A 20,843-nucleotide genomic window follows, 5' to 3' on the forward strand; every position below is an offset into this window, starting at 1 on the left:
TGCCGTTAGGGTGGGCAGGAAAGTTGAGTGGACCTCGCGCAAGGCGAGTCGCTCCCTCGACCGACCCCCCGACACCCGCACCACCCGCACACGGAAGAGGAGCCAGCTCCATGGCACGAGCGGTCGGTATCGACCTCGGCACCACCAACTCCGTCGTCACCGTCCTGGAGGGCGGCGAGCCGACGGTCATCGCCAACAGCGAGGGCTCGCGCACCACGCCCTCGGTCGTCGCCTTCGCCAAGAACGGCGAGGTCCTGGTGGGCCAGTCGGCCAAGAACCAGGCGGTCACCAACGTCGACCGCACCATCCGGTCGGTCAAGCGCCACATGGGCACCACGTGGCAGACCGGCGAGATCGACGGCAAGAAGTACACGCCGCAGGAGATCAGCGCCCGCATCCTGCAGAAGCTCAAGCGGGACGCCGAGACCTACCTGGGCGAGCCGGTGACCGACGCCGTCATCACCGTCCCCGCCTACTTCGAGGACGCGCAGCGCCAGGCCACCAAGGAGGCCGGTGAGATCGCGGGCCTCAACGTCCTGCGCATCGTCAACGAGCCCACCGCGGCCGCGCTGGCCTACGGCCTGGACAAGGGCGAGACCGAGCAGACGATCCTCGTCTTCGACCTCGGTGGTGGCACCTTCGACGTCTCGCTGCTCGAGATCGGCGAGGGCGTCATCGAGGTCAAGGCCACCGCCGGTGACAACCACCTCGGCGGCGACGACTGGGACGAGCGGGTCGTCAAGCACCTGGTGCAGACGTTCAACGCCCAGAACGGCATCGACCTGTCCAAGGACAAGCTGGCCATGCAGCGGCTCCGCGAGGCCGCCGAGAAGGCCAAGATCGAGCTGTCCGGCGCGCAGTCGACCAACGTCAACCTGCCCTACATCACCGCCGGCGCCGAGGGCCCGCTGCACCTCGACGTCACGATGACCCGCGCGGAGTTCCAGCGCCTCACCCAGGACCTGCTCGACCGCACGCGCGCGCCGTTCAACCAGGCGATCCGCGACGCCGGCATCTCCGTCGGCGAGATCGACCACGTCGTCCTGGTGGGTGGCTCGACCCGCATGCCGGCCGTCACCGAGCTGGTGCGCGAGCTGACCGGCGGCAAGGACCCCAACAAGGGCGTCAACCCCGACGAGGTCGTCGCCATCGGCGCCGCGCTGCAGGCCGGTGTCCTCAAGGGCGAGGTCAAGGACGTCCTGCTCCTCGACGTCACCCCGCTGTCCCTGGGCATCGAGACCAAGGGCGGGATCATGACCAAGCTCATCGAGCGCAACACCACGATCCCGACGAAGCGCTCGGAGATCTTCACGACGGCCGACGACAACCAGCCCTCCGTGCAGATCCAGGTCTTCCAGGGCGAGCGCGAGATGGCGATGTACAACAAGAAGCTCGGCATGTTCGAGCTGACCGGTCTGCCGCCGGCGCCGCGGGGCGTCCCGCAGATCGAGGTCGCCTTCGACATCGACGCGAACGGCATCGTGCACGTGTCCGCCAAGGACCTGGGCACGGGCAAGGAGCAGTCGATGACCATCACCGGCGGCTCGGCCCTCCCCAAGGAGGACATCGAGCGGATGATGCGCGACGCCGAGGCCCACGCCGACGAGGACAAGCGCCGCCGCGACGAGGCCGAGACCCGCAACCTCGCCGAGTCGCTGCAGTACCAGACCGAGAAGTTCCTCGCCGAGAACGGCGAGCGCATCCCGGCCGACAAGAAGGAGGAGCTCGGCGAGGCCCTGACCGAGCTGCGCTCCGCCCTCGGCGGCTCGGACATCGCCACGATCAAGTCGGCGCAGGAGAAGGTCGCCCGCATCTCGCAGGAGGTCGGCGGGGCGCTCTACGCCCAGCAGGCCGACGCGGGTGCCGCGGCCGGTGACGGTGCCGGCCCGGGTGCCCCCGGTGCCGGCGGCGCGTCGGCCACGGCCGGCGACGACGACGTCGTCGACGCCGAGATCGTCGACGAGGACAGCGACCGCCGATGAGCCAGGGGGACGAGCAGCCGCGGGTCGTGATCCGTGACAAGCGGCGGATCGACCCCGTCAGCGGCGAGGTGCGGACGCCGGCCGGCGAGCAGCCGGCCGGCGTCCCGCCCCGCCCGGCTCCGGCACAGACCACGACGGCACAGACCACGACGGCACAGACCACGGCCCACCCATCGCCAGGGGAGCAGATGACCGAGAACGAGACGGCCGTCCCGGAGGCGCCCGTGCAGCCGGCCGCCGACACCACCGCGGACGGTGACCTCTCGCGCCAGCTGGCCGAGCGGACCGAGGACCTGCAGCGGGTCACCGCGGAGTACGCCAACTACCGGCGGCGGGTCGACCGCGACCGCACGCTCGTCGTCGACCAGGCGGCCGAGCGGTTCGCCGCCCAGCTGTTCCCGATCGTCGACGACATCGAGCGGGCCCGGGACCACGGCGACCTGACCGGCGCGTTCAAGGTCGTGGCCGACCGCGTCCTCGGGCTGCTCGACGGCCTGGGCGTGGAGGCCTTCGGCGAGGCCGGCGACCCGTTCGACCCGTCACTGCACGAGGCGGTCCTCCACGACACGTCCGACGAGGTCAGCGTGCCGACCGCGACGACGGTCCTGCGGCAGGGTTTCCGCCGCGGGGACCGCGTGCTGCGGACGGCGATGGTGTCGGTGAGCGAGCCCTCGGGCGCCGCCCCCGAGCCGGCCGGCGACGGTGCGCCGGGGGAGACCCCGGCCGCCGGCTGACCACCGGGACCGACCGCGAGATGCGGACCCACGAGGACCAGGGAGGAGGCGCCCGATGAGCACTCGGGACTTCATCGAGAAGGACTACTACGCCGCGCTCGGCGTCTCCCAGGGCGCCGACGCCGCGGAGATCAAGAAGGCCTACCGCAAGCTGGCGCGGGACCTGCACCCGGACAAGAACCCGGGCAACGCCGACGCCGAGGCCCGCTTCAAGGAGGTCTCCGAGGCCTACGACGTGCTCTCCGACCCCAAGCGGCGGGGCGAGTACGACGACGCCCGGCGGCTCTTCGGCTCCGGCGGTGCCGGGGCGCGGGCCGGCTTCCCCGGTGGGTTCCCGGGCGCCGGCGGCGGGCAGCCGTTCGACCTGGGTGACCTGTTCGGGCAGGCCGCCGGCGGGGCCGGTGCGCGCGCCGGTGGTCTGGGCGACCTCTTCGGCGGCCTGTTCGGCGGCGGCGGTGCCGCGCCCGGCTCGGCCCGGGCCCGCTCCCAGGCGGCGTCCGGGCCGGCCCGCGGCCAGGACGTCGAGACCGAGGCGACCCTCTCGTTCGAGGAGTCCGTCCTGGGCGTCACCGTGCCGCTGCGGATGCAGAGCCCGGGCACCTGCCCGACCTGCACCGGCACCGGGGCGAGGCCGGGCACCGCGCCGCACACCTGCGAGGTCTGCGGCGGCGCCGGCGTCACCAGCCGCAGCCAGGGCGCGTTCGCCTTCTCCGAGCCGTGCCGCGCCTGCCGCGGCACCGGCCAGGTGGTCGACGACCCCTGCCCGACCTGCCACGGCGACGGCGTCACCACCCAGACCCGCACGATCACCGTGCGGATCCCGGCCGGCGTCAAGGACGGCCAGCGCATCCGGCTGGCCGGCAAGGGCGCCCCCGGACGGCGGGGCGGTCCGGCGGGCGACCTGTTCGTCGTCGTGCACGTCAGCGACCACGACCTGTTCGGCCGCAAGGGCGACGACCTCACCCTCACCGTGCCGATCACGTTCCCCGAGGCCGTCCTCGGGACGACGCTGACCGTGCCCACGCTGGAGGGCAACGTCACGCTCAAGGTCCCCGCCGGCACCGCGAGCGGTCGCACGCTGCGGGTCCGGGGCAGGGGAGTGCCCGGCCGCGGCCGCAACGGTGACCTGCTCGTGACCGTCGAGGTCGCCGTCCCCCAGCGGCTGTCGGCCGAGGCCGAGCGGGCGGTGAAGACCCTCGACGCCGAGCTGGGCGACCCCCGGCCGCAGATCACCGCGGCCACGCAGGCCCGCAACGCCGAGCGCGGGAGCACCCGGTGAGCGCCCGGGCGCCGGGGACCGCGAGCGCGCCGACGGCGCCCGCGCCGTGGCCGACGACGCCCCCGTGTTCGTGATCTCGGTGGCCGCCCAGCTGGCCGGCATGCACGCCCAGACGCTGCGCCAGTACGACCGGCTCGGGCTGGTCACCCCCGGCCGCACGCCGGGCGGTGGCCGTCGTTACAGCCCGCGGGACGTCGCGCTGCTGCGGGAGGTCCAGCGCCTCTCCCAGGAGGACGGCGTCAACCTCGCCGGCATCAAGCGGATCATCGACCTGGAGTCCCGGGTCGAGGCCCTGCAGCAGCGGGTGCACGAGCTGATCGGCGAGCTCGAGCGGTCCGAGCACCGCCGGATCTCCGCCGAGTCCGCCCTCGCGAGCGGCTACGGTCGGGACCTCGTGGGGACCGACCTCGTGCCGCTGCGGCAGGCGACCTCCGCGCTGGTCGTCTGGCGACCGCGGGAGCCCCAGCGGTGAGCGGGAACCCCGGCGGGGCCGCCGTCGTGGATGGGGACGTGACCACCACGCCCGTGGACGCGCACGAGTCCTTCGTGCGGCTCGAGCGCGAGATCGGCCTGCTGCTGCGCCGGTCGCGGGCCATCTCGGCCCGGCTGGCCCGCGAGCTGCACCCCGACCTCGACGGCGCGGCCTACGGCCTGCTGGCGTTGCTGGCCGACGCCGGCCCGCTGCGCGCCAGCGACCTCGTCGCCCGCCTCGGCCTGGACAAGAGCACAGTCAGCCGCCAGGTGTCCTCGCTGGTCGCCCTCGGCCTGGTCGACCGCGAGGCCGACCCCGCCGACGGCCGGGCCCAGGTGCTCACCCCGACGGCCGAGGGCGCGGCCCGGCTGGCGCGCATCCAGACCGCGCGGCGCGAGCGATGGGAGGCCGACCTCTCGGGCTGGCCGGCCGAGGACGTCGCCGTCCTCGGCGAGTTGCTGGCCCGGCTCAACCGGCTGGGCGAGGCGCGCGAGGCGGGCGCAGCCCCTCCCGCCTGATCCAGCAGTGCCCGACGGCGCCCGGACCTCCTCGGTCCGGGCGCCGTCGTCGCGTGTGGGGAACACACCGGAGCAGTGCCTGGTTGTAGACAACAACCAACCTGATGTATGGTTGCGGTCTGCAATCACCTCTCCGCGAGGACGTCATGCCCCTCACCTCCCCGACGCGCGAGCGGCTCACCGCCGGCATCGCCCGTCTCGTCCGCGCCGGCCGGCACCTGTCCCACCGCGCCGCGGACTCCCTCGACGGCCAGCTGCCCTCCTTCGGCTGGGCCCTGCTCGTCCCGCTCGAGCGCGACGGCGAGCAGCGCTGCAGCGCACTGGCCGCGCAGGCCGGCGTCGACGTCTCCGTCGCCAGTCGCCAGGTGACCGCCCTCGAGCGGTCCGGCCTCGTCGAGCGCCGGCCCGACCCCCACGACGGGCGGGCCAGCCTCATCGGACTCTCGCCCGCCGGCGCCGCCGCCCTCGCCCTGACCCGGGCGCTGCGCGCGGAGTGGGCCGCCGAGGCCCTCGCGGGCTGGGACGAGGACGACGCCCGCCTGCTGACCGAACTGATCGAGCGGTTGACCGACGACCTCGACCGTGCCGCGCCGCCTCCCGCCCGCGCCGCCCTCGGGGCCGCCTCGTGACCGCCACCCGGGCCTCCGGGCCGCCGTCCCCCACCCGAACCGAGCAGTCCAGGAGCACCGTGACCACCACCCGCGAGCCGACCGCGGCCGCACCGGGGACGCAGGCGCCCGCCGAGCAGCAGGGGCGCATGACGCACCGGCAGATCCTCGAGGCCCTCTCGGGGATGTTGCTGGCGATGTTCGTGGCGTTCCTGTCCTCGACCGTCGTCTCCAACGCCCTGCCCACGATCATCACCGACCTGCGCGGCAGCCAGAGCCAGTACACCTGGGTGGTCACCGCGACCCTGCTGGCCTCGACGGCGTCGACGCCGATCTGGGGCAAGCTCGCCGACCTGTTCAGCAAGAAGCTGCTGATCCAGCTGGCGATCGTCGTCTTCATCCTCGGCTCGATGCTGGCCGGGCTGTCGCAGTCGGTGGGCACGCTCATCGGCTGGCGCGTGCTCCAGGGCCTGGGCCTCGGCGGCCTGCAGGCGCTGGTCCAGATCGCGATGGCCGCGATGATCAGCCCTCGCGAGCGCGGGCGGTACTCCGGCCTGCTCGGCGGGGTCATGGCCGTGGCCACCGTCGGCGGCCCGCTGCTCGGCGGTCTGCTGGTGGACACCAGCTGGCTCGGCTGGCGCTGGTGCTTCTACGTCGGCGTCCCCTTCGCCGCCGTCGCGCTGGTGCTGCTGCAGCGCACGCTGCACCTGCCGGTCACCAGGCGCCGGGTGCGCATCGACCACCTCGGCGCCGCCTTCCTCACCGCCGGCGTCTCGGGGCTGCTGATCTGGGTCACCCTGGCCGGCAACCAGTTCGCGTGGGCCTCCGTGGAGACGGCGCTGTTCCTCGTCGGCAGTGCGGTGGCCATCGTGGCGTTCGTCGTCACCGAACTCCGGGCGGCCGAGCCGATCGTCCCGCTGCGGCTGTTCCGCGACCGCACGACGACCCTCGCCATCGTGGCCAGCGTCGCCATCGGTGTCGCGATGTTCGGCTCGACGGTCTTCCTCGGCCAGTACCTGCAGATCTCCCGCGGCTACTCGCCGACGGCGGCCGGCCTGCTGACGATCCCCATGGTCGGCGGCCTGCTGGTCTCCTCCACGGTGTCGGGCATCCTCATCACCCGCCACGGCCGGTGGAAGCGGTTCCTCGTGGCCGGCTCGGTGCTGGTCACCGCCGGCTTCGCCCTGCTGGCGACGATCGACCACGAGACGAACATGGTGCTGCTCGGCGTCTTCCTGTTCGTCCTGGGCGTCGGCATCGGCATGACCATGCAGAACCTGGTGCTCGCGGTGCAGAACACCGTGGCCGCCGCCGACCTCGGTGCGGCGTCCTCCGCCGTGGCGTTCTTCCGCAGCCTGGGCGGCACCATCGGCGTCTCGGTGCTCGGCGCGGTGCTCAGCACCCGGGTCGGCGACCTGATCGCCGCCGGTCTGCCGCCGGAGGTGGCCGCGGCCGGCACCGGGTCGGGCAGCGTCGGGCTGGCCGACCTCAAGGACGCCCCGCCGGCCATCCAGGAGCTCATCCGGGTGTCCTACGGCGACGCGACCGGCCGGATCTTCCTCGTCTCGGCGGTCATCGCCGTGATCGCCGTGGCGGCCATCGTGCTCATCCGCGAGGTCGCCCTGCGCACCGAGAGCGGCGAGGAGCGGCTGCAGCGCGAGTCGGAGCCGGCGGTGGCCGACGCCGCCTGATCTCCCCCCGACGACGACGGCCCGCTCCCCGGGAGGGGAGCGGGCCGTCGTGCTGTGCGGGGCTCAGGACTCGAGTGCGGCGTCCAGCGTGATGTCGACGCCGGCCAGCGCCTTGCTGACCGGGCAGCCGGCCTTGGCCTCCTGCGCGGCCTTCTCGAAGCCGGCGGCGTCGAGTCCGTCGACCTCGGCGCGCACGGTGAGCGTGATGCCGGTGAGCTTGAAGCCCCCGTTGGCCTGGTCCGGGCCGAGGGAGACGTCGGCCTGCACGTCGAGGGACTGCGGCGTCCCGCCGGCCTGGGCGATGTTGGCCGACAGCTGCATCGCGAAGCAGGCGGAGTGGGCGGCCGCGACGAGCTCCTCGGGGCTGGTCGTGCCGCCGGCCTCGTCGGCGGCGCGCTTGGGGAAGTTGACCTCGTAGGTGCCGACCTTCGAGCTGGTCAGCTCGACCTGGCCGGAGCCCTTCTCGAGGGTGCCGTTCCAGGCGGTGCGTGCGGTACGGGTGGGCATCTGGGCTGCCTTCCGGTCGGAGGGCGTGCCGGCGGGGTCTCGCCGGCACGCGGGGACCTCGCGGCCCTACCCCGATCGGTTGCGGGCAACCCGCCTACGGCGTCAGGGCGTGCGGGGCGCCTCGGTGACGCGCTGCGTCAGGACGTTGAGCGTCTGCTTGAGGTCGGCGAAGGACTCCACGTCGAGGTCGAGCGCGCAGATCATGTCCTGCGAGATGGCGAAGGCCTTGTCCCGGAGGGCGCGGCCGCTGTCGGTGAGCGCGATGGCCACCGACCGCTCGTCCTCCACGCGGCGGTGCCGCGTGACCAGGCCGGCCGCGGTGAGCCGCTTGAGGAGGGGGGACAGCGTGCCGCTGTCCAGGGCCAGCCGGGCGCCGAGCTGTCCGACGGTCTGGTGGTCCTCTTCCCAGAGCAGCATCATGACCAGGTACTGGGGATAGGTGAGCCCCAGCTCCTCGAGCATCGGCCGGTACCGGGCGGTCATCGCGCGCGAGGCCGCGTACAGCGCGAAGCACAGTTGGTCGTCGAGGGCCACGCTCGGGGCGGGGAGGTGCGCGTCCCCGCTCGTCATCGTCATGACAAGAGTGTAGGGACAACCAGGTCGCGTGGCATGCAGTTGTGTCGTTCGTCAACCCCTCGGAGGAGAACTCCTCCCGCCCGGTGGGAGTCCGGGCCGGAGTTGAGCGGAACAGACTCAACTCCTCGGTCGTTGGACTGCTCGACACCAGCACCTCGCCGGGTCGAACCCGGCACCCCTGACGAGAGGACCGACAGCACCGACCATGGAGAGCAAGCTGACCACCCGTTCGCAGGAGGCGTTCGCGGCCGCCCAGCGGCTGGCGGTCGACCGGGGCCAGGCCGGCCTCGAGCCCCTGCACCTGCTCGTGGCGCTCCTGCAGCAGTCCGACGGCATCGCCGGCCCCCTGCTGACCGCCGTCGGCGCCGACCCGGCCGAGGTCCGCGCCAAGGCCGAGGCCGCGCTGCGCCGCCTGCCCAGCGTCAGCGGCGCCACCGTGCCCGCCCCCTCGGCGTCGCGCGAGCTGCTGCGCGTCGTCAACGCCGCCGGCGAGCAGGCCAGCGCGCTGGGCGACGAGTACGTCTCCACCGAGCACCTGCTGGTCGGCCTGGCCGGCTCGGAGGGCGAGGCCGGTGCGGTGCTCACCAGCGCCGGCGCCACGCGCGACGCCCTGCTGGCCGCCTTCCGCACCGTGCGCGGCAACCGCAAGGTCACCACGGCCGACCCCGAGAGCACCTTCCAGGCGCTGCAGAAGTTCGCCGTCGACCTCACCGAGCGCGCCCGCGAGGGGAAGATCGACCCGGTCATCGGCCGGGACACCGAGATCCGCCGCGTCGTGCAGGTGCTCTCCCGCCGCACCAAGAACAACCCCGTGCTCATCGGCGAGCCCGGTGTCGGCAAGACGGCGATCGTCGAGGGCCTGGCCCAGCGCATCGTGGCCGGCGACGTCCCCGAGAGCCTCAAGGGCAAGCGGCTGATGGCGCTCGACCTGAGCGCGATGGTGGCCGGCGCCAAGTACCGCGGTGAGTTCGAGGAGCGGCTCAAGGCCGTGCTGCAGGAGATCACCGAGGCCGAGGGGGAGGTGGTCACCTTCATCGACGAGCTGCACACCATCGTCGGCGCCGGCGCCACCGGCGACTCGGCCATGGACGCCGGCAACATGATCAAGCCGATGCTGGCCCGCGGCGAGCTGCGGATGGTCGGCGCGACGACGCTGGACGAGTACCGCGAGCACATCGAGAAGGACCCCGCGCTCGAGCGGCGGTTCCAGCAGGTCTACGTCGGCGAGCCCTCGGTCGAGGACACGATCGGGATCCTGCGCGGGCTCAAGGAGCGCTACGAGGTGCACCACGGCGTCCGGATCACCGACGCCGCCATCGTCGCCGCCGCCACGCTGTCGGACCGGTACGTCACGGCCCGCTTCCTCCCCGACAAGGCGATCGACCTGGTCGACGAGGCCGCCAGCCGGCTGCGGATGGAGATCGACAGCCGCCCGGTCGAGGTCGACGAGGTCGAGCGCGCCGTGCGCCGCATGGAGATCGAGGAGATGGCGCTGGCCAAGGAGGACGACCCCGCCTCCCTCGACCGCCTCGCGGTGCTGCGCAGCGACCTGGCCGACCGGCGGCAGGAGCTCGCCGAGCTGACCGCCCGCTGGCAGCAGGACAAGGGCGCGATCGTCCGGATCCAGCAGATCAAGGAGGAGCTGGAGCGGCTGCGCACCGAGTCGGAGCGGGCCGAGCGCGAGGGCGACCTCGCGCGCGTGGCCGAGCTGCGCTACGGCCGGATGCCCCAGCTGGAGAAGGCGCTCACCACCGCCGAGGACGAGGTGGCGGCCCAGGCCTCCATGCTCAAGGAGGAGGTCGGCCCCGACGACATCGCCGAGGTGGTCCAGGCCTGGACCGGCATCCCCGCCGGCCGGCTGCTCGAGGGCGAGACGCAGAAGCTGCTGCGGATGGAGGACGAGCTCGGCCGGCGGGTCGTCGGCCAGCCCGACGCCGTCCGCGCCGTCTCCGACGCCGTGCGCCGCGCGCGGTCGGGCATCGCCGACCCCGACCGGCCCACCGGGTCCTTCCTGTTCCTCGGGCCCACCGGCGTCGGCAAGACCGAGCTGGCCAAGGCGCTGGCGGAGTTCCTCTTCGACGACGAGCGGGCGATGGTCCGCATCGACATGAGCGAGTACTCCGAGAAGCACTCGGTGGCCCGCCTGGTCGGTGCTCCTCCCGGCTACGTCGGCTACGAGGCCGGCGGCCAGCTCACCGAGGCGGTCCGGCGGCGTCCCTACACCGTCGTGCTGCTCGACGAGGTGGAGAAGGCCCACCCCGACGTCTTCGACGTGCTGCTGCAGGTCCTCGACGACGGCCGGCTCACCGACGGGCAGGGCCGCACGGTCGACTTCCGCAACACGATCCTGATCCTCACGTCGAACCTCGGGTCGCAGCTGATCGCCGACCAGTCGGTCCCCGAGCAGCGGCGGCGTGACGCGGTCATGGAGGTCGTCCGGTCGCACTTCAAGCCGGAGTTCCTCAACCGCCTCGACGACGTCGTCGTGTTCCGGGCGCTGGGCAGCGAGGAGCTGGCCGGGATCGTCGACATCCAGGTGGGCGTGCTCGCCCGCCGGCTGGCCGCCCGCCGGCTGACGCTCACGGTCACCGACGCGGCCCGCGAGTGGCTGGCGCTCAACGGGTTCGACCCCGTCTACGGCGCCCGCCCCCTGCGCCGGCTCGTGCAGTCGGCCATCGGCGACCCGCTGGCCCGCGCGCTGCTGGCCGGCGACATCCGCGACGGCGACGAGGTCGTCGTGGACTGGCCGGCCGACGTGGCCGGCAGCGACGCCGACGCCGGGCTGACCGTCCGCCGCGCGTAGCCGAGCGGTCCCACGGGCCCGTCGTCCCTCCGGGGGACGGCGGGCCCGTCCGCGCGTCGCAGGGTGGTCCGACCACGATCGGTCGATCATCATGCGGGCGATCGCACGGGAGAGGACGCACATGACCGCAGGACAGGGACCGCAGGGCTGGGACCAGCCGGGCCAGCAGCCGTACGGCCGGCAGCAGCCGTACGGGCAGGACCCCTACGCACAGAACCCGTACCCCCAGCAGCCCCCCGGCGGCTACGGGTCCGCGCCCGCCGCGCCCGACTCCTGGGGCGCGCCCGCGCCGGTCGAGCGCCCGCAGGCCGTGCGGCTGGGCGTCGGCGCCTGGGTCGCCAGCATCCTGCTCGCCCTGCTCAGCTCGATCCTGACCTTCGCGCAGCTCGACGAGCTTGTCGACCAGGCCCTGCTCGACCAGGGGCTCGACCCGGCGGACTACTCCGGCGTCACCGACGCCGCGAGCACCGGCGTCGTCCTGGCGGGCGTCGTCTTCGGGCTGGTCTTCGTCGGGCTCGAGCTCATGTTCGTGTGGTTCGCCTGGCAGGGGCGCAACTGGGCCCGCATCGTGCTCTGGGTGCTCGGCGGCCTGGCGCTGGTCTTCGGCCTCGTCGGCCTGCTCAGCTCGCCGCTGCCCGGGCTGCTGACCGTCCTCTCCCTCGTCCAGTACCTGCTGATCCTGGTCGGTGTGGTCGCGCTGGCCCAGAAGCCGGCCAGCGAGTGGTACCGGTACCGCGGCTGGCAGCGCGCCCGCGGCCTCTGACCCGGGACGGGCCCCGCGACCCGGGTGTCCGTTATCCCATCGTGACCAACCTGGATGAACCGCTCGCCGGATCGCCCCGAACCCCGGGCGTGACCACCACCGAGCAGGCCCCCGCGCCGGCCACCGGGCCGGACGGGGCCCGGCCCCTGCCCCCGGGGGCTGCGGCGGCTGGCCGGCGCGCTCGCCGGACTGCTCGCCGCGGCCGTCGCGCTCGGGATGGCCGAACTGGTCGCCGGGCTGGTCGGGCCGGCCTCCTCGCCGGTCGTCGCCGTCGGGGACACCGTCATCACGCTCGTCCCCGAGCCGGTCAAGCAGCTCGCCATCGCGACCTTCGGCGAGAACGACAAGGTCGCCCTGGTCGCCGGCACGCTGGTCCTCGTCGCGCTGTACGCCGTGCTCATCGGGCTGCTGTCGCTGCGGTCCCGCCGCCTCGGCGTCGCCGGCATCGCCCTCTTCGGCGTGCTGGGCGCGCTGGCCGCGGCCACCCGGCCGGCGGGCGGTCCGCTCGACGCGCTGCCGTCGGTGCTCGGCGCCGTCGTCGGCATCGTCGCCCTGCTCCTGCTGGTCGACCCGCTGACCTCGCCGGTCCCGGGAGCGCCCCGCACCGCCGACGAGACCGTCGTGGAGCGGTTGCGCGGCGCGCTGTCGATGGCCGACCGCAAGGGCAGCGGCATGGACCGCCGCCGCTTCTTCCTCACCGGCGGCGTCGCCCTGGCCGCGGCGGCGGTCACCGGCGGCGGCGGTCGCCTGCTGCAGCGCCGGTTCGACGTCAGCGACGCCCGGGGCGGCCTGACCCTGCCGACGCCGTCGTCCCCGGCCCCGGCCCTGCCCGCGGGCGCCGACCTCGCCGAGCAGGTGGAGGGCGTGACGCCGCTGTTCACCGCGAACCGCGACTTCTACCGGGTCGACACCGCCATCACGGTCCCGCAGATCCGCCCGGCCGACTACCGGCTCGAGCTCCGCGGGATGTTCGACTCGCCGCGCAGCTACACGCTGGCCGACCTCTTCGACCGCGACGACGTCATCGAGCGCGACGTCACGCTCACCTGCGTCTCCAACGAGGTCGGCGGCCGGCTGGCCGGCACCGCCCGCTGGATCGGCATCCCGCTCGGCGACCTCCTCCGCGAGAACGGGATCTCCGGCCGCTCCGACCAGCTCGTGTGCCGCTCGGCCGACGGCATGACCATCGGCGCCCCGACCCGCTCGGCGCTCGAGGTCGAGGACGCCATGATCGCCTTCGGGATGAACGGCGAGCCGCTCCCGGTCGAGCACGGCTTCCCCGTCCGCATGCTCATCCCCGGCCTCTACGGCTACGTCTCCGCCTGCAAGTGGATGACCTCGATCGAGGCCACCACCTACGACGCCTTCGACGCCTACTGGGTCGAGCGCGACTGGGCGGCCGACGGTCCGATCAAGGTGGCCTCGCGCATCGACACCCCGGCTCCGCTGCGGCAGTTCCCGGCCGGCCGGCGCGCCGTCGCCGGCGTCGCCTGGGCGCAGACCCGCGGCATCCGGCGCGTGGAGGTCCGGGTCGACGACGGCGAGTGGCAGGAGGCCCGGCTGGCCCCCGCCGTCGACGCCGACCTGTGGCGGCAGTGGCAGCTGCCCGTCGACTTCGCCCCCGGGTCCTACCAGCTCACCGTCCGGGCCACCGCGGCCGACGGCGAGGTGCAGCCCGAGGAGCGCGCCCGGCCGTTCCCGGACGGAGCGAGCGGCCTGCACTCGATCCGGGTGATCGCGACCTAGCGATCCCGGCGCGCCGGCACCGGCCGGCCGGGCAGCCCACCACCCCCAGAGCCCGTCTCGGCCACGCTGGCCGCAGACGCCTCTCCCGACCCCTCGAACGGGCCGGGAGGGACCGTGCAACCGACGACCGAGGAGTTCCCCGACCATGAAGAGCACCCTGACCCGCGCCCTCCTGCTGGCCTCCGCCTCCACCCTGGCCGTGACCCTGAGCGCCTGCGGCTCCGACGAGACCAGCGCCGCGAGCGACAGCTCGTCGCCCGAGAGCAGCTCGTCGTCCGCCTCGGAGGGCTCGGGCTCGATGGAGAGCAGCAGCACGATGGCCGAGCCGGCCGGTGACGAGCCCTTCGGCGCCGGCTGCACCGCCGTCCCCGCCGACGGCGAGGGCAGCTTCTCCGGCATGACCGACGACCCGGTGGCCACCGCGGCGAGCAACAACCCGGTCCTGTCCACGCTGGTGCAGGCGGTCACCCAGGCCAACCTGGTCGACACGCTCAACACCACCGACGACATCACCGTCATCGCCCCGGCCAACCCGGCGTTCGAGGCCATCCCGGCCGACCAGCTGCAGGCCGTCCTCGCCGACCAGGCGACGCTGACCCGGATCCTGACCCACCACGTGATCCCGGGCCGACTCACGCCCGACCAGCTCGCCGGCACGCACACCACCGTCGCCGGCGACGAGGTCACCATCGAGGGGTCGGGAGAGTCCTTCACCGTCGCCCAGACCGTCACCGGCACCCCGGCCGGCGTCATCTGCGGGAACGTGCAGACCGCCAACGCCACCGTCTACATCGTGGACCAGGTGCTGGCGCCGGCCGCGGGCTGATCCCGCACCGCAGCGGCCACCGGCCCGGCTCCCTCGCGGAGCCGGGCCGGTGCCGTGCGTAGGGTCGCCTCCATGCAGAAGGACCCCGGTCCCCCCCACCCCTCGTCCCTCGGGGCGGGCCCCGGGAACGGGGCCCGCCAGCCCGACCGCGCCCGCCTGCTGGAGCTGGTCGTCGACCTCGCCGTCGTCCACGGGCGGGTCACGCTGTCCTCCGGGCGCGAGGCCGACTGGTACGTCGACATGCGCCGGCTGACGCTCCACCACGAGGGCGCGCCGCTGGTCGGCCGGGTGATGCGCCAGCTGACCGGCGACCTGCGCTACGACGTCGTCGGCGGGCTCACCCTCGGCGCCGACCCGGTGGCCGCGGCCATGCTGCACGCCGCCTCCGGCGGCGAGGGCTTCCTCGACGCGTGCGTGGTCCGCAAGGCCGGCAAGGCCCACGGGCTGCAGCGGCGGATCGAGGGTCCCGACGTCGCCGGGCGCGCGGTGCTCGTCGTCGACGACGTCTCCACCACCGGCAGCAGCCCGCTGACCGCCGTCGAGGCGCTGCAGGAGGCCGGCGCCGAGGTCATCGGTGTGGCGGTGATCGTCGACCGGGGCGGGCGGGCCGCCGTCGAGGCCGCCGGGCTGGAGTACCGCGCCGCCTTCGAGCTGTCCGACCTCGGCCTGGAGTAGCCGCCGCGGCGCCGTCCTGGCTCACCGTGGCGCGTCCGGGCTCAGCGTCGGCGGTGAGCCCGGACGCAGCACGATCAGGTCACCTGATCATCCGTGAGCCGCCGTACGGTGTGGCGGTGACCACACTCGCCACCGCGTGGGTCGACGACCTCGCCGCCGCGCTCGGTCCGGACGGCGTCCTCACCGACCCCGACGTCACCGGCAGCTACGCCCGCGACCAGGCGATGCTCGCCGCGGCCGGCACGCCCGCCGCGGTCGTCTTCCCCCGGGACACCGCCGACGTCGTCGCGGTGATGCGGGTGGCGTCGCGGCACGGCGTCCCGGTGGTCCCGCGCGGCGCGGGCTCCGGGCTGGCCGGCGCGAGCAACGCCGTCGACGGCGCGATCACGATGGTGATGACCCGCATGGACGCCGTCCTGGAGGTCTCCCCGGCCGACCGGCTCGCCGTCGTCCAGCCCGGCGTGGTGAACAAGGCGCTGCGCGACGCGGTCGCGGGGTCGGGGCTGTTCTATCCCCCGGACCCCTCCAGCTACGACTGGTGCACCATCGGCGGCAACCTCTCGCAGAACTCCGGCGGCCTGTGCTGCGTGAAGTACGGCGTCACCACCGACTACGTGCTGGGCCTGGAGGTGGTGCTCGCCGACGGGCGGGTGCTGCGCACCGGGCGGCGCACGGTCAAGGGCGTCGCCGGCTACGACCTGGCGCGGCTGTTCGTGGGGTCGGAGGGCACCCTCGGCGTGATCACCGAGGCGACGCTCGCGCTGCGCCCGGCCCCGCAGCAGCCGGTGACCCTCGTGGCCACCTTCGCCACCACCGCGCAGACCGGGCAGGTGGTCGAGCGCGTGGTCACCACCGGGCTCGTGCCGAGCCTGCTGGAGGTCATGGACAACACCTGCATCCGCGCCGTCGACGACCTGCTGCACGCCGACCTCGACCGCGACGCGCACGCGCTGCTGGTGGCCCAGTCCGACAGCGGGGGAGAGGCGGCCGCCCGGGAGGTGGAGGCGCTGGCGCAGCTGTGCCGCGAGGCCGGCGCGCAGCTGGTGCACACCACCGAGGACGCCGCCGAGGGCGACCTGCTGCTGGCCGCCCGCCGGATGGCGCTGCCCGCGCTCGAGCAGCTGGGCACCACGCTGATCGACGACGTCGCCGTGCCGCGCTCGCGGATCGCCGCGTTCCTCGACGGCTGCGACGGGATCGCCGTGCGCCGGGAGCTGACGATCGGCGTCGTCGGGCACGCCGGCGACGGCAACATGCACCCCACCATCTGCTTCGACCCCACCGACGCCGACGAGCGGGCCCGCGCCTTCGCCGCCTTCGACGACGTCCTCGAGCTCGGGCTGGCGCTGGGCGGCACGGTCACCGGCGAGCACGGCATCGGCTCGATCAAGGTCGAGTGGCTCGAGCGCGAGGTCGGCGCCGTGTCGCTGGACGTGCACCGCCGGATCAAGGACGCCCTCGACCCGGCCGGCCTGCTCAACCCCGGCAAGGTGCTGCGCCGCCGGGGGTGAACCCACCCCGCCCGCTGTCCGCGCCCCGGCCCAGGCGCGATACTGACCGCCGACCAGCGTCGATCGACAGGAGTGCCCCGATGCCCATCGCGACCCCCGAGGTCTACGCCGACATGATCAGCCGGGCGAAGGAGGGCGGCTTCGCCTACCCGGCCATCAACTGCACCTCGTCGGAGACGATCAACGCGGCCCTGCGCGGGTTCGCCGACGCCGGCAGCGACGGGATCATCCAGTTCTCCACCGGCGGTGCCGAGTTCGGCTCGGGCACCCGGGTCAAGGACATGGTCACCGGCGCGGTCGCGCTGGCCGAGTTCGCGCACGTCGTCGCCGAGCGCTACCCGGTCAACGTCGCGCTGCACACCGACCACTGCCCCAAGGACAAGCTCGACGCCTACGTCCGCCCGCTGATCGCGCTGTCGAAGGACCGGGTCGACGCCGGGCAGGCGCCGCTGTTCCAGTCGCACATGTGGGACGGCTCGGCCATCGACCTGGAGGAGAACCTCCAGATCGCCGAGGAGCTCATCGACAAGTGCGCGGCGGCCAAGATCGTGCTGGAGCTCGAGATCGGCGTCGTCGGCGGCGAGGAGGACGGCGTCGCGCACGACATCAACGAGAAGCTCTACACCGCCCCCGGCGACTTCGTGGCCACGGCCAAGCACCTCGGCCTCGGCGAGCGCGGCGTCTACCTGCTCGCGGCCACCTTCGGCAACGTCCACGGCGTCTACAAGCCGGGCAACGTCAAGCTGCGGCCGGAGATCCTCAAGCAGGGCCAGGAGGTCGTCACCGCCGAGCTGGGCCTGCCCGAGGGCAGCAAGCCGTTCAACTTCGTCTTCCACGGCGGCTCGGGCTCCCTGCAGTCGGAGATCCGCGAGGCGCTGTCCTACGGCGTGGTGAAGATGAACGTCGACACCGACACCCAGTACGCCTTCACCCGGCCGATCGCCGGGCACATGTTCAGCAACTACGACGGCGTCCTGAAGGTCGACGGCGAGGTCGGCAACAAGAAGGCCTACGACCCGCGGCCCTACATGAAGCTCGCCGAGACCGGCATGGCCGACCGTGTCGTGCAGGCCTGCGAGGACCTGCTGTCGGCCGGCCAGTCGCCGGGCGCCTGAGCCATGACGCACTCACACAACCTGCTGGGCGAGCCGCCGGCCACCCTGCTGCCGGGCGACCCCGAGGCCGAGGCGGCGCTGGCCGCCGGCACGGACCCCGCCGAGGTGGCCGCCGGGCACCCGCGCGCCAGCGCGGCCTGGGCGGCGCTGGCCGAGGCGGCACTCGAGGGTGGCCGCACCATCGAGGCCTACGCCTACGCCCGTACCGGCTACCACCGCGGCCTCGACGCGCTGCGCAAGAACGGCTGGAAGGGCTACGGCCCGGTGCCGTGGTCGCACGAGCCCAACCGGGGCTTCCTGCGCTGCGTCACCGTGCTGGCCCGCGCGGCCGAGGCGATCGGCGAGGTCGACGAGCAGGAGCGCTGCACCCAGCTGCTGCGCGACTGCGACCCCTCGCTCGCGCCCTGAGCCCGTGCACCTCCGCGGATCCGCCCTGGGCGGATCCGCGGAGGTGCACGGGTCACCGCTCCCCGAGCTCGGGGTGCAGCTCCTGCAGGCGGCTGGTCAGGGCGGTCAGCTCCTCACCGCCGGCCATGAGCCGGGTCAGGTCGTCGGCGTCGACGTCGGCGCGGGTGAGGTCCCCGGCGACCTGGCCGCGCGCCAGCAGCAGGAAGCGGTCGCCGACCAGGTGCGCGTAGCGCGGGTTGTGGGTGACGAGGACGACGGCGAGGCCCTGCGCCCGCGCGCCCAGCACGGCCTGCCCGACCAGCGTGTGCTGCGCGATCGTCATCGGCTCCGTCGGCTCGTCGAGCACCAGCGCCCGCGCGCCGAAGTGCAGGGCCCGGGCGATGGCCAGGCTCTGCCGCAGCCCGGGACGCAGCGAGTTGACCGGCTGGTCGGGGTCGACCCCGGTGACGCCGATGCGCTCCAGCGCCCGCACGGTGGTCTCCCGGGCCGCGTCGACGTCGAGCCGCCGCAGCGGCCACGCCCCGCGCGTCGGCTCGGCGCCCAGGCAGAGGTTGCGCCACACCGACAGCAGCGGGGCGACGGCGAGGTCCTGCCACACCGTCGCGATCCCCGCGGCCCGCGCGGCCCGCGGACTGGGGAACCGCACCGGGACGCCGTCGAGGAGGAGCTCGCCCTCGTCGTGCCGGCGCAGTCCCGACAGCACCGAGACCAGCGTGGACTTGCCCGAGCCGTTCTCCCCGAGCACGCAGGTGATCCGCCCGCCCTCCAGGGTGACACCGACCCGGTCCAGCGCCGGGACGCCGCCGTGGCGCACGGTGAGCCCGCGCAGCTCGAGCACCGGCGGCACGGGCGCGCTCACGACCGTGGCGCGGCCCGCAGCCGGCCGCGCACCACCCCTCCGACGACCAGTGCCACCAGCAGCAGGACGCCGAGTGCCACCTGCGACCAGCGCTGGTCCCACCCCGACAGCTCCACGCCCTCGCGCGCCACGGCGTAGAGCAGCGCGCCCACCGCGGCGCCGGCCATGGAGCCGAAGCCGCCGGTGAGCAGGCAGCCGCCGATGACGGCGACCACCACGTAGTCGATCGCGGTCACCAGCGCCGGGGTGGCGCCGACGCTCGCGGCCGGCACCAGCGCCAGCGTGCCGATCAGCCAGCCCGCCGTCGCGGTGAGCGCGTAGAGCACCAGCGTCGTCCGGCGGACCGGGACGCCGAGCTCCCGGGCGGCCCGGCGGGAGCTGCCCATGGCCAGCACCTCGTTGCCGAAGCGGGTGCGCCACAGCAGCCAGCCGGCGCCCGCGGTCGCGGCCAGCCACCACAGCAGCGAGACGGGGAAGACGCCACCGCCCACCTCGGCGGTCGCGCCGAACACCGCCGACGCCGACGGCCAGCCCGGTGCCGCGTCCAGTCCGCTGATCCGGGGCGCGCCGGCGAGCAGCGGCAGCACCGACAGCGTCGTGCCCTGCAGCACCAGCGCGGTCGCGAGGGTGACCAGGAAGCTCGGCAGCCCGGTGCGGACCACCAGCCAGCCGTTGACCAGCCCGACGGCCAGCGCTGCGACCAGCGACGTGAGCAGTGCCGGCCAGACGCCCCACTCACCGACGCCGACGAGGACCGCGGTGAGGACGGCGCTGGCGAGGGTCACCGTGCCGATCGAGAGGTCGAAGTGGCCGCCGACCAGCAGCAGGCCCACCGCCACACCGCCGATGCCGAGCAGCGCCGCGGCGTCGAGGACCCCGGCCAGGCCGGCCGGGGCGAGCAGGTCCGGGACCCGCAGGCCGAAGAGCAGGACGACGACGGCCAGGCCCAGGACCGCGGCCAGGCTGGGCCGGGCGAGCACCCGGTCGAGCAGGCGCCGGCGCGGCGGCGCGGACCGGGAGGGCAGGCGGTCGACGGACACCGGGGCAGACGGGCGCAGGAGGGCCTCCTCGGGCTGGGGCCTCCCCAGTGTCCACGACCCGCCGGGTGCGGGCGCGCGCTACGGACGCAGGCGCCAGCGCACCCGGTCGTCGGCGTACCAGGTCCAGCGCGACACCGGCCGCGGGTAGACGACGCCGTCGCGGGTGACCTGCGCGGGGTCGCTGGCCAGCTGCAGCGCGCGGCCGGTGCTGCGCCGCGGCGGCCGCATGAGCTGTGGGGAGACGACGACCCGGATGGTGTCCACCGCGCGCCAGTCGGGCCGCACGTCGATGCGCGCGACCATCCCGTCGGCCACCCGCTCGTCGTCGTGGTGGGCCTGCACGCCCAGCCGGGCGGCCAGCGGGAGCCGGCCCTTCTCGGCCGCCTCGTAGCGCCCGTGCTGCAGCAGCACCCCGCCGTGGTCGTCGCGGACCAGTGACAGCTCCCGCTCGCCCCCGCCGCCGATGCCCAGGTCGCGGGCCAGGCCGCGGGACGGGGCGTCCTCGGCGGGCTCCCAGGACACCGGCACCTCCGCCGTCCGGCCGGCGGCGTGCAGCGCGGCGAGGGCGCCCGCCAGCGCCGGCACGGGGCCGCGCACCAGCAGCGCCCCGGCGTCCGCCACACCGGCGACGGCCGCCCGGTCGGGTGCCTGCCCGGGGCCGAGACCGCGCAGGTCCAACTCGACGAGGGCCATGCCGATACCCTGCCACCTGCCAGCCGGTCCACCGCCG

The 20,843-nt window shown here is 74.3% G+C and carries 20 protein-coding genes; 15 read left to right on the forward strand and 5 right to left on the reverse strand.

Annotated features, from left to right (window positions below; all coding sequences use genetic code 11):
• Positions 1-110: 110 nt before the first annotated feature.
• From dnaK to JD79_RS08150, 7 genes are all read left to right on the forward strand, one after another.
• Positions 111-1,982, forward strand: a complete 1,872-nt coding sequence (gene dnaK / locus JD79_RS08120; protein WP_110005113.1) for a molecular chaperone DnaK — start codon at positions 111-113, stop codon at positions 1,980-1,982.
• Positions 1,979-2,716 (forward strand): nucleotide exchange factor GrpE, encoded by a 738-nt coding sequence (gene grpE, locus JD79_RS08125; protein WP_110005114.1) that lies wholly within the window; start codon positions 1,979-1,981, stop codon positions 2,714-2,716. The genes dnaK and grpE overlap by 4 nt, the downstream gene beginning before the upstream one ends.
• 55 nt (positions 2,717-2,771) lie before the next feature.
• Positions 2,772-3,995, forward strand: coding sequence for a molecular chaperone DnaJ (gene dnaJ, locus JD79_RS08130; protein WP_110005115.1), 1,224 nt, complete (start codon positions 2,772-2,774; stop codon positions 3,993-3,995).
• 64 nt (positions 3,996-4,059) lie between these two features.
• Complete coding sequence (locus tag JD79_RS08135) at positions 4,060-4,467, forward strand: heat shock protein transcriptional repressor HspR (RefSeq protein ID WP_281270286.1); 408 nt, start codon at positions 4,060-4,062, stop codon at positions 4,465-4,467.
• 38 nt (positions 4,468-4,505) lie between these two features.
• Entirely contained in the window at positions 4,506-4,985 is a 480-nt protein-coding gene (locus tag JD79_RS08140) for a MarR family winged helix-turn-helix transcriptional regulator (RefSeq protein ID WP_245899924.1), read from the forward strand.
• A 146-nt stretch (positions 4,986-5,131) separates the two neighbouring features.
• A complete protein-coding gene (locus JD79_RS08145) occupies positions 5,132-5,614 on the forward strand; it encodes a MarR family winged helix-turn-helix transcriptional regulator (protein WP_110005116.1) in 483 nt (160 codons plus the stop codon).
• A gap of 59 nt (positions 5,615-5,673) precedes the next feature.
• The gene (locus JD79_RS08150; protein WP_245899925.1) at positions 5,674-7,284 is read left to right on the forward strand and encodes an MFS transporter; all 1,611 of its coding nucleotides are present in this window, start codon (positions 5,674-5,676) and stop codon (positions 7,282-7,284) included.
• Between the two features lie 63 nt (positions 7,285-7,347).
• On the opposite strand, the gene JD79_RS08155 is transcribed toward JD79_RS08150, so the two are convergent.
• Together JD79_RS08155 and JD79_RS08160 are read right to left on the reverse strand one after the other, a co-directional pair.
• Positions 7,348-7,791: an OsmC family protein gene (locus JD79_RS08155; RefSeq protein ID WP_110005117.1), complete on the reverse strand. Its 444-nt coding sequence runs from the start codon at positions 7,789-7,791 to the stop codon at positions 7,348-7,350.
• 102 nt (positions 7,792-7,893) lie between these two features.
• Positions 7,894-8,367: a MarR family winged helix-turn-helix transcriptional regulator gene (locus JD79_RS08160; RefSeq protein WP_245899926.1), complete on the reverse strand. Its 474-nt coding sequence runs from the start codon at positions 8,365-8,367 to the stop codon at positions 7,894-7,896.
• 205 nt (positions 8,368-8,572) lie between these two features.
• Between JD79_RS08160 and clpB the strand changes: the two genes are divergently transcribed.
• The 8 genes from clpB (at position 8,573) to JD79_RS08200 (ending at position 18,214) form a co-directional block, all read left to right on the forward strand.
• The gene (gene clpB / locus JD79_RS08165) at positions 8,573-11,170 is read left to right on the forward strand and encodes an ATP-dependent chaperone ClpB (protein ID WP_110005119.1); all 2,598 of its coding nucleotides are present in this window, start codon (positions 8,573-8,575) and stop codon (positions 11,168-11,170) included.
• Positions 11,171-11,291: 121 nt separating this feature from the next.
• Positions 11,292-11,933: a hypothetical protein gene (locus JD79_RS08170; protein ID WP_110005120.1), complete on the forward strand. Its 642-nt coding sequence runs from the start codon at positions 11,292-11,294 to the stop codon at positions 11,931-11,933.
• Positions 11,934-12,149: 216 nt separating this feature from the next.
• Positions 12,150-13,679, forward strand: a complete 1,530-nt coding sequence (locus JD79_RS08175; protein ID WP_110005121.1) for a molybdopterin-dependent oxidoreductase — start codon at positions 12,150-12,152, stop codon at positions 13,677-13,679.
• 145 nt (positions 13,680-13,824) lie between these two features.
• Positions 13,825-14,505: a fasciclin domain-containing protein gene (locus tag JD79_RS08180; RefSeq protein WP_110005122.1), complete on the forward strand. Its 681-nt coding sequence runs from the start codon at positions 13,825-13,827 to the stop codon at positions 14,503-14,505.
• Between the two features lie 72 nt (positions 14,506-14,577).
• The gene (pyrE, locus tag JD79_RS08185; RefSeq protein WP_110005123.1) at positions 14,578-15,180 is read left to right on the forward strand and encodes an orotate phosphoribosyltransferase; all 603 of its coding nucleotides are present in this window, start codon (positions 14,578-14,580) and stop codon (positions 15,178-15,180) included.
• Between the two features lie 116 nt (positions 15,181-15,296).
• Positions 15,297-16,691 (forward strand): FAD-binding oxidoreductase, encoded by a 1,395-nt coding sequence (locus tag JD79_RS08190; RefSeq protein WP_110007544.1) that lies wholly within the window; start codon positions 15,297-15,299, stop codon positions 16,689-16,691.
• Between the two features lie 80 nt (positions 16,692-16,771).
• Positions 16,772-17,806 (forward strand): class II fructose-bisphosphate aldolase, encoded by a 1,035-nt coding sequence (fbaA, locus tag JD79_RS08195; RefSeq protein WP_110005124.1) that lies wholly within the window; start codon positions 16,772-16,774, stop codon positions 17,804-17,806.
• 3 nt (positions 17,807-17,809) lie between these two features.
• A complete protein-coding gene (locus JD79_RS08200; RefSeq protein ID WP_110005125.1) occupies positions 17,810-18,214 on the forward strand; it encodes a DUF3151 domain-containing protein in 405 nt (134 codons plus the stop codon).
• Positions 18,215-18,266: 52 nt separating this feature from the next.
• Here JD79_RS08200 and JD79_RS08205 read toward each other — a convergent pair whose 3' ends face one another.
• The 3 genes from JD79_RS08205 to JD79_RS08215 all read right to left on the reverse strand — a co-directional run bounded on the left by JD79_RS08205 (position 18,267) and on the right by JD79_RS08215 (position 20,806).
• Positions 18,267-19,073: an ATP-binding cassette domain-containing protein gene (locus tag JD79_RS08205; protein WP_211307908.1), complete on the reverse strand. Its 807-nt coding sequence runs from the start codon at positions 19,071-19,073 to the stop codon at positions 18,267-18,269.
• Positions 19,070-20,113: an ABC transporter permease gene (locus tag JD79_RS08210; RefSeq protein WP_245899928.1), complete on the reverse strand. Its 1,044-nt coding sequence runs from the start codon at positions 20,111-20,113 to the stop codon at positions 19,070-19,072. The genes JD79_RS08205 and JD79_RS08210 overlap by 4 nt, the downstream gene beginning before the upstream one ends.
• A gap of 78 nt (positions 20,114-20,191) precedes the next feature.
• A complete protein-coding gene (locus JD79_RS08215; RefSeq protein WP_110005126.1) occupies positions 20,192-20,806 on the reverse strand; it encodes a hypothetical protein in 615 nt (204 codons plus the stop codon).
• Between the last annotated feature and the right edge of the window lie 37 nt (positions 20,807-20,843).

Origin of the sequence: Geodermatophilus normandii (assembly GCF_003182485.1) — a bacterium.
GTDB lineage: Bacteria > Actinomycetota > Actinomycetes > Mycobacteriales > Geodermatophilaceae > Geodermatophilus > Geodermatophilus normandii.

What these genes read in the sequence shown, in the direction of transcription:
- JD79_RS08155 (WP_110005117.1), bottom strand. Translation starts at nt 7,791, where the DNA reads ATGCCCACCCGTACCGCACGCACCGCCTGGAACGGCACCCTCGAGAAG.
- clpB (WP_110005119.1), top strand. Translation starts at nt 8,573, where the DNA reads ATGGAGAGCAAGCTGACCACCCGTTCGCAGGAGGCGTTCGCGGCCGCC.
- JD79_RS08215 (WP_110005126.1), bottom strand. Translation starts at nt 20,806, where the DNA reads ATGGCCCTCGTCGAGTTGGACCTGCGCGGTCTCGGCCCCGGGCAGGCA.
- JD79_RS08170 (WP_110005120.1), top strand. Translation starts at nt 11,292, where the DNA reads ATGACCGCAGGACAGGGACCGCAGGGCTGGGACCAGCCGGGCCAGCAG.
- dnaJ (WP_110005115.1), top strand. Translation starts at nt 2,772, where the DNA reads ATGAGCACTCGGGACTTCATCGAGAAGGACTACTACGCCGCGCTCGGC.
- JD79_RS08180 (WP_110005122.1), top strand. Translation starts at nt 13,825, where the DNA reads ATGAAGAGCACCCTGACCCGCGCCCTCCTGCTGGCCTCCGCCTCCACC.
- JD79_RS08145 (WP_110005116.1), top strand. Translation starts at nt 5,132, where the DNA reads ATGCCCCTCACCTCCCCGACGCGCGAGCGGCTCACCGCCGGCATCGCC.
- dnaK (WP_110005113.1), top strand. Translation starts at nt 111, where the DNA reads ATGGCACGAGCGGTCGGTATCGACCTCGGCACCACCAACTCCGTCGTC.
- JD79_RS08160 (WP_245899926.1), bottom strand. Translation starts at nt 8,367, where the DNA reads ATGACGATGACGAGCGGGGACGCGCACCTCCCCGCCCCGAGCGTGGCC.
- JD79_RS08175 (WP_110005121.1), top strand. Translation starts at nt 12,150, where the DNA reads ATGGCCGAACTGGTCGCCGGGCTGGTCGGGCCGGCCTCCTCGCCGGTC.
- JD79_RS08200 (WP_110005125.1), top strand. Translation starts at nt 17,810, where the DNA reads ATGACGCACTCACACAACCTGCTGGGCGAGCCGCCGGCCACCCTGCTG.
- pyrE (WP_110005123.1), top strand. Translation starts at nt 14,578, where the DNA reads ATGCAGAAGGACCCCGGTCCCCCCCACCCCTCGTCCCTCGGGGCGGGC.
- fbaA (WP_110005124.1), top strand. Translation starts at nt 16,772, where the DNA reads ATGCCCATCGCGACCCCCGAGGTCTACGCCGACATGATCAGCCGGGCG.
- grpE (WP_110005114.1), top strand. Translation starts at nt 1,979, where the DNA reads ATGAGCCAGGGGGACGAGCAGCCGCGGGTCGTGATCCGTGACAAGCGG.